Origin of the sequence: Seonamhaeicola sp., assembly GCF_028281565.1 — a bacterium.
Taxonomy (GTDB): Bacteria; Bacteroidota; Bacteroidia; order Flavobacteriales; family Flavobacteriaceae; genus Seonamhaeicola.
Map to the genome: position 1 here is coordinate 146,885 of NZ_JANQJQ010000010.1, position 10,585 is coordinate 157,469.

Sequence of the window (10,585 nt, forward strand, 5' to 3'; positions counted from 1 at the left end):
TAAAACCTGGAGCACGCATTGTAAATATCTGATTAATAGCTGGCTTAAAGATAAAGATTAGTTTTTTAACAGCAAACAATTTCACACAATTTGAAGTATTTCAACCTATAAACCGTTTAGTTTATCTGGTATAAAATAATGGAATTGCTTTCTCCCTTGGTAACAAATTCAAGGTTTCTGTCTCGGTCTATATTATCTAATGTAATGGCAGAATTTCCGTAAACCGGAAAGTTGGATATTAGTTTAGATAAACTATCAAAAAGATACACTTTATGCAGTTGCTTATCGGTTACCGTTACATAAATCTTATCGTTTATGTAGAAAATTTTTGGTTCGGAATAATCACCAAAATCAAGCTCGGACGTTTTACTTTTAATAGTGAGTTTATTTTCGTTTAATGCTACCAACGTTTTACTGGTAGTGGTCAAATAATGATCTTCGGAAAGCCCTAAGTTTTTTAATGATACGTTACCATTGGTCCTGACCGATATTAAATTACCGTCTTGAGTGGTGGTGGTGAACTGATTATTGTACAAAAATACAGGCTGGTTGGAATAGGTGTAATTAGATTTTGGCCTTACACGGGTATGTCCGGTCCGGTCTAAAATATAGAGCCTGTTTTTAGTTTTAAAAGTTAAATAATCTTTACTGCCAATTCTAAAGTGTTTTGGTTGTGAAATAATAGCACTGTTAGCAGATTTAAACGTGAAACCGTTTACAATTTTAGCGTTCACATCATACATTAAAAGGTTTTTGCCCTGGGTTACAAGCAGTCTGTAATTTTTCTTTTTATCATAATCGAAAACGGATAAGGGCTGCGTGATTTGGTCATTAAACCTACCCGGGAAAGGAGCGACATCTCTTCCGTTTCGATCAATAACGTAGACTCTGTTCGGTGTGGCAAAACATAATTGTAATCGGCCATTTTTATAAATATCTATTTGATTGATAGTTCCTAAAACCGGGCCTTGCAGTTTCTTTTTCCAAAGGATCTTTCCTCTGTTCGAAATTAAATACAAATTATTATTTATATCCTGAACTACAATTTCTTTTTGTTTGGTAATGTGGTTGGTAACAAATTGCGGATTGTTTAAAATATCGGTATCCAATTTGATATTCCATTCTTCGGAAACCGAATTCAACGTAGCATTGGATTTACTCTTTTTTATCACACCGTTTACATGGGCGAAATTAGTATCGTAAATAAACTGAAGCGCAGAAGTATGGTATTTACTCAATTTATAATCTTGCGTTTCTTCTAAATTAATATTAACGATCTTGTTTAAGGTTGAAGGGGTGTAAACACACAAAAGCGAAGATTCATCACTTAAGTGTTCCTTGATGTTTTTGTAATAGTTCCGTTCACTAAACGTTGTTTTGTTTTGATAATTGGCAATGATGTTTTGGAGCAGATCTTTAGAATCAGCAAACACAAAAAAGGTATCGATCACACAATACATATTGGCATTGTTAAACGATACAAAAGGTGTGAATGTCTTTGAAAATATCAGAGGGTCATCAAAATCAAAAATTTTGATTTCTCTATACGTATCAATCACATTTTCATTGCCAATCAGTGCGTCTTTAGTAGCAATATTATCAACAGAATTTAAAACCAGGGCCTGTTGTTTTCCCTGGTAGATAATTCCAATTTCAACAACATCGTTAAATAAACTGGGGCTGATATAAGTCGAGTCTTTTTTATTAAAAGCGATTAAATTGGTTTCAAAAGCTTTAAAACTATCAAATGTAATACTCATAAATCCGTCACTATTTGAAGGCGCCACGGTTGGTGTTAGGTTTTCTTGCGGAATGGTATTTTTAAAAAGATTAACAATGCTTTTAAGGGAGTCTGTCGCTTTTGTAATTCCGTTTAATACAATTTCATTTTGACTTGCATCAATATCCAAAGCAACGTAATTGGTGAAATTGCCGAATTGAAGTTGGTCTTCTATGGCGAACTGTTTAATAAATAAAGAATCCGGTCTAATTATTATAGCACAGGTCTTGTCATTATTTGTAGTGCTATATATTTTTTTGAGGTCATAATTGGTTTCGGAATTAATAAAAACAGCATCTAAAATGTCTTTTGACGACGATGCGAAAAATGTGCTGTCAACAATAGTACTGTATAAAGCTTCATTGTTTAAAGTGGATTTTATAACCGTTCTGTTTTTGTACTTTAAAGTTTCTTCAGTGTAATTTTTTAATGAATCGGTTTTAAATAAGTTTGAATAGTACTTAGTTATTATAGCATACTGTAAACTGTCTTTGGAGTCTTTTGAAAAACAGATCAACACATCGCCCGATGGTTTTATCAGTGATGAATTTTCTAAAGTGCTTTCTAAATTTTTATAGGTGTTGCTTTTTGAAATCTTCTGTAAAACATCATTGTTGGAGATGGCATTTTTAAGGCTTTCAAGGTTTGAGGTCTTTACTATTACAGAACTGTTTTCAGGAGCAAAATCAATGAGTTCGGTACGTTGGGTTGTATGATTCGAGCAGTTATATAAAGTGAATAATAGTAAAAGGGCAAAGAAATAGGGTCTCATCAACAGATTAATTTTCCGTAAAGATAAATAACTTATAAATCTAATTTTAATTGTTCCGGCAATAATCTAAAAGACTTTCTGTGGTATTTGGTAATACCATATTTTTTAATGGCTTCCCTGTGTTCTTTGGTAGGGTAACCTTTATTCTGTTTCCAGTTATACATGGGATATTCTTCGTGAATTTTACTCATATATAGATCCCTGTGTGTTTTTGCTAAAATGGAGGCTGCAGCAATGCTTAAATATTTTCCATCGCCTTTTATAATGGTTTCGGAAGGAATGTCTTTATAAGGTTTGAACTTATTGCCGTCTACAATTATAAATTCAGGTGTAACATTCAGTTTGTCAATCGATTTATGCATGGCTAAAATAGAAGCATTTAAAATATTGATACTATCTATTTCTTCTTGAAATATATGAGCAACACCAAAGGTTAAAGATCTGGATTCAATAACAGACTTTAAAAGGTCCCGTTTCTTTTCACTAAGCTGTTTGGAGTCGTTTAAAACCGAGTTTTCAAAATCTTTTGGTAGTATAACAGCGGCGGCGGTAACAGGGCCTGCAAGGCACCCGCGCCCGGCTTCATCTGTGCCACATTCCAGTTCAAAATCAGAATGATTAATTAACAGCATTTATTTAATTGATTTGTCAAATCTATAATTTTATAAACAAATTATTATGCATACATAATGTATTTATATGATTCTTTACGGATTTTTTAATTTATCTTGAAGATTAGATAATATTTAGCTTAAAAAAAGCATTAAAACATAAAATAAGTGTCTTTTTTTTGATGATTTAATAATTTCAAAACCTGTAAATTGTCAGTTTTTCGTATGTTTTTTGTCCGTTTTTTTGGTTTTTCGTTATAATATTTAGATGTTTGTACCTGACTAACTCAAAATAAATATTCTTGTTTAATATTTAAAAGAAAGCCAGCATGTGTTGCTGGCTTTCTTTATTTAAAATAATTAGAGGCACTTTCCGTTCAAATAATTACTTTTGCTTCTTGAAAAAATAATTATAAAATACCGCTACATAAATTTCGTTATAATCGAATATGTCCTACATGTCAAAAACACTTTTTAGAAAAAGAAATCGAATCATAATGAAAACAGTTTTGGCATGTTTGTTTATCGGCTTTTTAACGTCTGCAAATGCCCAAGGAGAATTAGGAGATAATGTAAAGCCACCGGGTGGAGAACAAGATTCTATTTATAATAGAATGTCGACGCAGAGAGGTGCTCAAAGAGGCTCTAAGGGAAAAAAGGATGAGAAAGCTAATATTGAAGACTACTTAATTATTTCTGTTGAGAATGATACTACTTATGTTGATACTACATTAACTATTCAAAAGGAGTATAAATTCAATTATATAAGAAAAGATAATTTTGGTTTAATGCCATTTGCTAACCTGGGGCAAACCTATAATAGTTTAACCTATGATTTTCAGAGCACCGATTTAATGCCGGGTTTTGGTGCCAGGGCGAGACATTTTAATTACTGGGAAATTGAGGACGTTCATTATTACAGGGTCCCGACACCTTTAACCGAGTTGTTTTTCAAAACAGCTTTTGAGCAGGGACAATTGGTAGATTCGTTTATTACCATTAATACGTCGCCTGAATTTAACTTTTCAATAGCCTATAAAGGATTGCGGTCATTGGGTAAATATCAAAATGCATTGACCAGTACCGGTAATTTCAGGTTCACATCAAATTACCAGACAAAAAATAAACGATATAATGCCCGGGGGCATATAGTAACCCAGGACTTAATGAACCGGGAGAACGGTGGGCTGGACGCTACCAGTGTGACTAATTTTGTAAATGGTGCGGAAGAATTTCTGGACCGTTCCATCCTGGAGGTCAATTTTGAAAATGCCGAAAGTATTTTCTTAGGGAAACGATTTCATTTAGAGCACGATTACAAACTTATTCAAAAAGACTCGCTCTCTAAAAACGAAATTAAGCTGGGGCATATCATGTCATTTGAGGATAAATATTTTCAGTATGATCAGTCATCAGCTATCACCAGTTATTTTGGAGAGGCTTTTATAAGCTCCAATATAAAGGACAGATCAACGCTTGAGAACTTTTATAATAAGGTATATGTAAATTACAGTAACAATATAATTGGCGACCTACAATTTAGTATAAGTAACAATAATTATAACTATGGTTATGATAAAGTTGTGGTTCTGGATAATACCACCATTACTAACAGGCTAAAAGGTGATATTTTTTCTGCCGGTGGGAAGTACAGAAAACAATATAAAGGTTTTGAGTTACAGGGAGCATTTGGTTTAAATGTAGCCGGTGATTTCGATGGTAATTTCCTAAAAGCAAAAGCCACATTTAATTTAAATGAGGATATAGCAGCATCAGCCGCATTAAATCATAGTTCCAAAGCACCAAACTATAATATGTTACTGCATCAAAGTAGTTACAAGAATTACAATTGGCGAAATAGTTTTAATAATACCGAAACCCAACAATTGACTTTTAATGCCAGATACAAGCAACTTGCCAATATAACGGTAGACCTAAACACGATAACAGATTATGTTTATTTCAAACATGACGATGCCGTTGCGAATACAGACCAGGCTATTAAAGCTTATCAAAACAGTAGTACCATAACCTATTTAAGAGCCCAATTGGAAAACGAGATCAAAGTAGGTAAGTTCGCTTTAAATAATACGGTGTTGTACCAAAATGTACAGGACGATAATAATACCTTAAATGTGCCGGAGTTAACAACGCGTAATACGCTGTACTTCTCCAGTCATTTGTTTAAAAAGGCCATGTACCTGCAAACCGGAGTCACGCTCAATTACTTTACCAAGTATAATATGAATGCCTACAACCCGATATTGGCAGAGTTTTATGTGCAGAACACAGAAGAATTTGGAGATTTTCCGCGATTGGACTTTTTCATTAATGCCAAGATCCGTCAAACACGCCTTTTCTTAAAAGCAGAACATTTTAATTCGGCATTCACAGGTTATGACTACTTCTCGGCACCTAACAATCCGTACAGAGACTTTACTGTACGTTTCGGTATTGTCTGGAATTTCTTTCTATAGAATTTGTTTAAACAGGCACATAGTTGTTAACTTTGCCTACATATATAGGTTCTAAAAAATATGGAAGAAACAGATAAAATAGAAAGGCAAAGGGTGCATTTTGAAAATATTTCTGAAAAATATTTTGAATCAAGACAATCCGAAAATCATTTGTATTTAAAAGACCTTATGTGGTCTTATTTTTTTAAGGACAAAGACTATTTAAAGAAGAAAGATGGTTTGTCTGTTCTTGAACCTATGTGTGGCTATTCCGAAGGCAAAAAGATCATTGAAAAAAATGTAGGGGCCATAAGGTATTATGAGGGCTTCGATTACAGTTCTGTTTTAATTCAAAAAGTAAAGGAAAGGAACAAGAATTTGAATGTATATGTACAAGATATCACCACATTTAAATCTGATAAAAAGTTTGACTTGATTATATTAATAGGAGGCTTGCACCATGTCCCCGAATTTTGTGAAGATGCGGTAAAACTGCTAAAAAAGAATTTAAATGAAGGGGGGGATTTTGTGGTTTTGGAGCCCACTCATAACAACTATGTTTTCAGAAAGATAAGAGAACGTATATATAGGAAAAATACTTTGTTCGATGAGCAGACCGAACGCGCCTTTACATTAAAAGACCTCAATGATTTGTATTTCAAGAATGATTACGTTTTGATTGACCAGATGTATCCGGGTTTATTATCTTATACATTATTTTATAATCCGGACGCATTTCCCTTTCTTAATCTTGGAGGTAAGAAACTGGTGAAGTTCTTTTTTAAGCTCGACAGTTTATTTTTTAGAAATTTTGTTGGGAGAAAACTGTCCTTTGCAACGCTTAGTCTTTTTAGGAATGAACAACCGGGACACAGAGCATAGGAGCATTTAACGGACTAAATTAAAATTGCTATTTATGTGTTTTTGCTTTAATAAGGTACAGAGGTCTGGACTTTACTTCATTAAATATCTTAGCAACATACTCCCCGATAATTGATAGAATTAGTAATTGAATACCTCCAATTATTAGAATGGAAATCAGGATAGAAGTCCAACCGGTTATGTTAATACCACTAAAATAATTGAACATAACATAAGTGCCATAAACAAGGCCTGAAACAAAAAAAATAAACCCAAGGTACAGGGATAATCGTAATGGTTTGGAGGACATACTTGTTACACCATCAATGGCCAGGGTAATCATTTTTTTAAGGGAGTAACTTGATTGACCGGAGAATCTTTCATTAGTCTCATAATCAATAATGGTTTGTTCAAATCCAATCCACCTTATCAATCCCCTGGTAAACCGGTTGTGTTCTTTCATCTTTAGAAAAGCATCAACAGCTTCTCTGTTCATCAGGCGAAAGTCCGAACTTTGAGGCTCTATTTTTATATCGGATAACTTATTGATCAATATATAGAACCACTTTGAAGAGGTTTTTTTAAATACGGTTGTTTTCTTGTCATATTTTCGCCTGGTATTGACTATGTCGTAACCATCTTCATATTTTTCAATTAATTGCGGAATGATTTCCGGAGGGTGTTGTAAATCTGCATCCATTGTAATAATGACATCGCCCGTAGCATTTTCAATACCTGCTAGCAAAGCTATTTGATGTCCAAAGTTTCTTGATAATGCGTAACCTTTGACAAACTTATTTGACTTGGAAATGTCATTAATGATCTTAAAAGTGCTGTCTTTGCTACCATCATCTACAAAAATTATTTCGTAAGTAAAAGCAAATGGTTTTAATACCAAAGACAATTCTTTTATCAGTTCAGGAATATTACTTTCCTCGTTATGACAAGGGAGTACTATAGACAATCGATCTATTTTCATTTAATTCTTTTTAAACGATTTGGACAGTTGCTCCAATAAGTTATTATTTACTTTGACTCCAAGCTCTTTGGCCTTTAAGATATCCGTATAGCCTAGAGAGCCCTTATCTAAAAATAACCTGGATAACCCTCTAACATTATAATACACGCCATCATTATCTTTTAATTGGATTGCCTTTGTTAAATACATTTCGGCATTCTGGTAATTTTTTAATTTATAATAACTATGTCCAATTAAATAATAAGGGATACTGTTCTTAGGGGCACTCTCAATTATTTTTTCCGCATCATCAATACATTCTTTATACTTTTTTGTAAAGAAATAAGCTTTTGCTCTAGCAGTTAAATACGTTTCATTTTCTGGATTTAATTTAATCAGATGGTTTAGGTCTGGGATACATTCATCGTATTTTTTTAATATTTCGTTTATACCAGCTCGATTTACATAATTACGTTCATGATTTGGCTTCAGTCTTATGTTTTCATTAATATGTTCTAAGGCCAGCTCGTATTTATGCTGTTTGTAATAAACTTTACTTATATTAGAATGTGCCAGGTAATAATCTGTTGAGATTTCAATAGCTTTTTTTAAATGTACCAAGGCACGATCTAACTCTCCATGATTTAGATAATAATTTCCTAAATTATTATGTGCAAACCGGTTCTTGTTATTGACTTTAATAGCATCAGTCCATAAGGTTTCTGAGTTTTTAAAAACGGTAACCCTGTTAAATGTTGTAGCGATAAAAACTACTATGAGAGCTATTCCCAATATTTGGGCAATAAAAATTTTCTTTAAAAGTCGGTGTAATAAATTTAGGAGATAATAAAGAATAAAGCCAAAACCAATTATGGCCAGATAAGCATATCTATCTGCCATAAAAGTATCCCTTAAATGTAAAAAAGTAAAACTAAGTGCTAAACTTAGAAAACCTATAGACCAAATAATTCCAAAACACAATTCTTTGTTCTTGACGGAAGTAATTATACCAATAACTATTAGGCTTAGAGTGGAAGAGATTTTTAAACCGGCATTGACGGGTTTTAGAACCTCCTGATACGGGTACGAAATAGACAGGTTAAAGGGGAATAAAAAATTATAAATATATCTTAATATAGATTCACTGAATATATAGAATTTAGTATATAAAGAAACATGAAGACTGGTTACATCCGGGCCTCCTGTTTTTGTTATCCCTAGTGTAATAAGTCCGAAAGCAAGAACAATCAGCCCTAAAACAATATTTTCAATAACAATTTGTTTCTTTAATAAGGAATGTCCCATCTTTATGTTTATGGCTAAAAGCCCGATGGGAAACAAGATGGCTTGTTCTTTGGTGAACAGGGCCAGAATAAAAAAAAGGATAAAAATCAGCGAGTATTTTAGTCTTCTCTCCTTTTTAATGTACTTACAATAAAAAAGAAATCCTAGTAGCATAAACGTAGCCGCGATTCTAAAAATTGCAGAAAGCCAGCTTATAGTTTCAACTTGCATGGGGTGGATGGCAAATACAAGCGTAACGAAAATAATAAGATATCTATTGGAAGATAAATTTTTGAATAGTTTATATACTAAGATACTGTTGAATATATGCGTAAGAACTGCGAAAAATTTGAAGGCAATGGCATTGGCACCGAAAAAATAATAAATGATAGCGTGGTAGGTGACCGCAATAGGTGAATACTGGCCGTTTTCTGGAGTGCTAAAGATATTGACAATGGTTTTCCACGAAAGGTTGATTACATTTTTGTTTTCAGAAATATACCACTTATCGTCATAATCGGTAAATTCATGACCAAAGAAAATATTTGAGAATGCTAAAAAAGTAATTATGCTGATGCTTATGATTATTGAGGTATCAGATAAGCGTTCTATGTGTGTTCTGATGTTATTTATGATTTTCATTCCTGGGAATGAGTTTTAGTTTTTAAGGAATCAAAAGTACGAAAATATCACAAGTATCTTGTGAGATTAATTATAATAAGCAGTAAAATTAGTTGCAACCTGGCTTTATAGGAAAGGAGTCTTTTGATTGAATTTTTTTCAATGGCGTTCCCTTCGTACCTCAGGTCGGGCTTTCTGCTATATCTTTCTGCGCAGCAGTCCGGAACTGGTTTTGGGATCTCATTGAGGAGTAGGCCCTATCTCATGACAGGAGTTTTTCTTTTTAAGGCTGTGCATAAAGGATGCCGCTACAATCCCTAACGCGTTTCAGTATGCAGTGTTCAGTATGCAGTGTGCAGTATTCAGTAAGCAGTACTCAGTATTCAGTAAGCAGTACTCAGTATTCAGTAAGCAGTGTTCAGTGTTCAGTAAGCAGTGGCAGTGAGCAGTATTCGGTTCTTAATATATAATATAAGGAGTAGGATATTAAGAAAAGTTTTAGTCTTCAGTCTTTGGTCTTTTGTCTTTGTTCTTGGTTCCTGTTTCATGTTTCCTGTTTCATTATTAATTATTCACTATTCATTATTTCAGTCTCCTGCTTCGTACTTCGAGCTTCCGTCTTCCGTCTTCTGTCTTCGGTCTTTTGTCTTCTGTCTTTGGTCTTTGGTCTTCGGTCTTTGTTCTTTGTTCTTTGTATTTTGTATTTTGTATTTTGTATTTTGCTTGTTATTTCGTATTTTATAGGTTTGTGATTTCCGCGGGTTTTTTATTTTGAGTAATTTTTTTCAGGATTTTTTTGAGTTGTAACCTACTGGTTATAAGGCTATAGAAGAGGTGTTTAAAAAAGATTTAAAAAAAGGTTGTAAAAAGGTATTGTGGAACGGAAAATAGGTATTATGTTTGCAGCCGCAAAAATGGGGAATTAATTTTTGTTTTTGCGATGTTCATAATAGGTATTTGGATTTAGAAAAAGTGGTAAAAAATTTTTTCTAAAAAAAATATAAAAAGTATTGTGGGTAAAAAAAAAGGGTTTTATATTTGCACCCGCTAAAGTCGGGAAGGCTTTAGATAAGTATATAATAAGTTCATAAACATATTGAAATTGACAGCGTAAGTAGCAACTGGAAACGGTTGTTACAGACAAGAGAATAAACCATTTTGAGTACTGAAGATTCTATTTAGTTGTTAGAAGATAAGAGCATTTTTTAAAGTGCTTAACAATTTAACGATGAAGAGTTTGAT

Annotated in this window: 6 protein-coding genes; 2 read left to right on the top strand and 4 right to left on the bottom strand. The window is 33.2% G+C overall.

What is annotated here, in order from left to right; all coding sequences use genetic code 11:
* Positions 1–116: 116 nt before the first annotated feature.
* Entirely contained in the window at positions 117–2,552 is a 2,436-nt protein-coding gene (locus tag Q0983_RS04625; RefSeq protein WP_299549474.1) for a ribonuclease HII, read from the bottom strand.
* 32 nt (positions 2,553–2,584) lie between these two features.
* Positions 2,585–3,184, bottom strand: a complete 600-nt coding sequence (locus Q0983_RS04630) for a ribonuclease HII (RefSeq protein WP_299549477.1) — start codon at positions 3,182–3,184, stop codon at positions 2,585–2,587.
* A 476-nt stretch (positions 3,185–3,660) separates the two neighbouring features.
* Here Q0983_RS04630 and Q0983_RS04635 point away from each other — a divergent pair, with 476 nt between their 5' ends.
* A complete protein-coding gene (locus Q0983_RS04635) occupies positions 3,661–5,640 on the top strand; it encodes a putative porin (RefSeq protein ID WP_299549480.1) in 1,980 nt (659 codons plus the stop codon).
* A 60-nt stretch (positions 5,641–5,700) separates the two neighbouring features.
* The gene (locus Q0983_RS04640) at positions 5,701–6,501 is read left to right on the top strand and encodes a methyltransferase domain-containing protein (RefSeq protein WP_299549483.1); all 801 of its coding nucleotides are present in this window, start codon (positions 5,701–5,703) and stop codon (positions 6,499–6,501) included.
* 28 nt (positions 6,502–6,529) lie between these two features.
* On the opposite strand, the gene Q0983_RS04645 is transcribed toward Q0983_RS04640, so the two are convergent.
* The gene (locus Q0983_RS04645) at positions 6,530–7,459 is read right to left on the bottom strand and encodes a glycosyltransferase family 2 protein (RefSeq protein WP_299549486.1); all 930 of its coding nucleotides are present in this window, start codon (positions 7,457–7,459) and stop codon (positions 6,530–6,532) included.
* Positions 7,460–9,364: a CDC27 family protein gene (locus tag Q0983_RS04650; protein ID WP_299549489.1), complete on the bottom strand. Its 1,905-nt coding sequence runs from the start codon at positions 9,362–9,364 to the stop codon at positions 7,460–7,462.
* Positions 9,365–10,585 lie beyond the last annotated feature (1,221 nt).

Excerpts from the sequence above, each read along its gene's own strand:
- Q0983_RS04625 (WP_299549474.1), bottom strand. The coding sequence starts at position 2,552 with ATGAGACCCTATTTCTTTGCCCTTTTACTATTATTCACTTTATATAAC.
- Q0983_RS04635 (WP_299549480.1), top strand. The coding sequence starts at position 3,661 with ATGAAAACAGTTTTGGCATGTTTGTTTATCGGCTTTTTAACGTCTGCA.
- Q0983_RS04645 (WP_299549486.1), bottom strand. The coding sequence starts at position 7,459 with ATGAAAATAGATCGATTGTCTATAGTACTCCCTTGTCATAACGAGGAA.
- Q0983_RS04630 (WP_299549477.1), bottom strand. The coding sequence starts at position 3,184 with ATGCTGTTAATTAATCATTCTGATTTTGAACTGGAATGTGGCACAGAT.
- Q0983_RS04650 (WP_299549489.1), bottom strand. The coding sequence starts at position 9,364 with ATGAAAATCATAAATAACATCAGAACACACATAGAACGCTTATCTGAT.
- Q0983_RS04640 (WP_299549483.1), top strand. The coding sequence starts at position 5,701 with ATGGAAGAAACAGATAAAATAGAAAGGCAAAGGGTGCATTTTGAAAAT.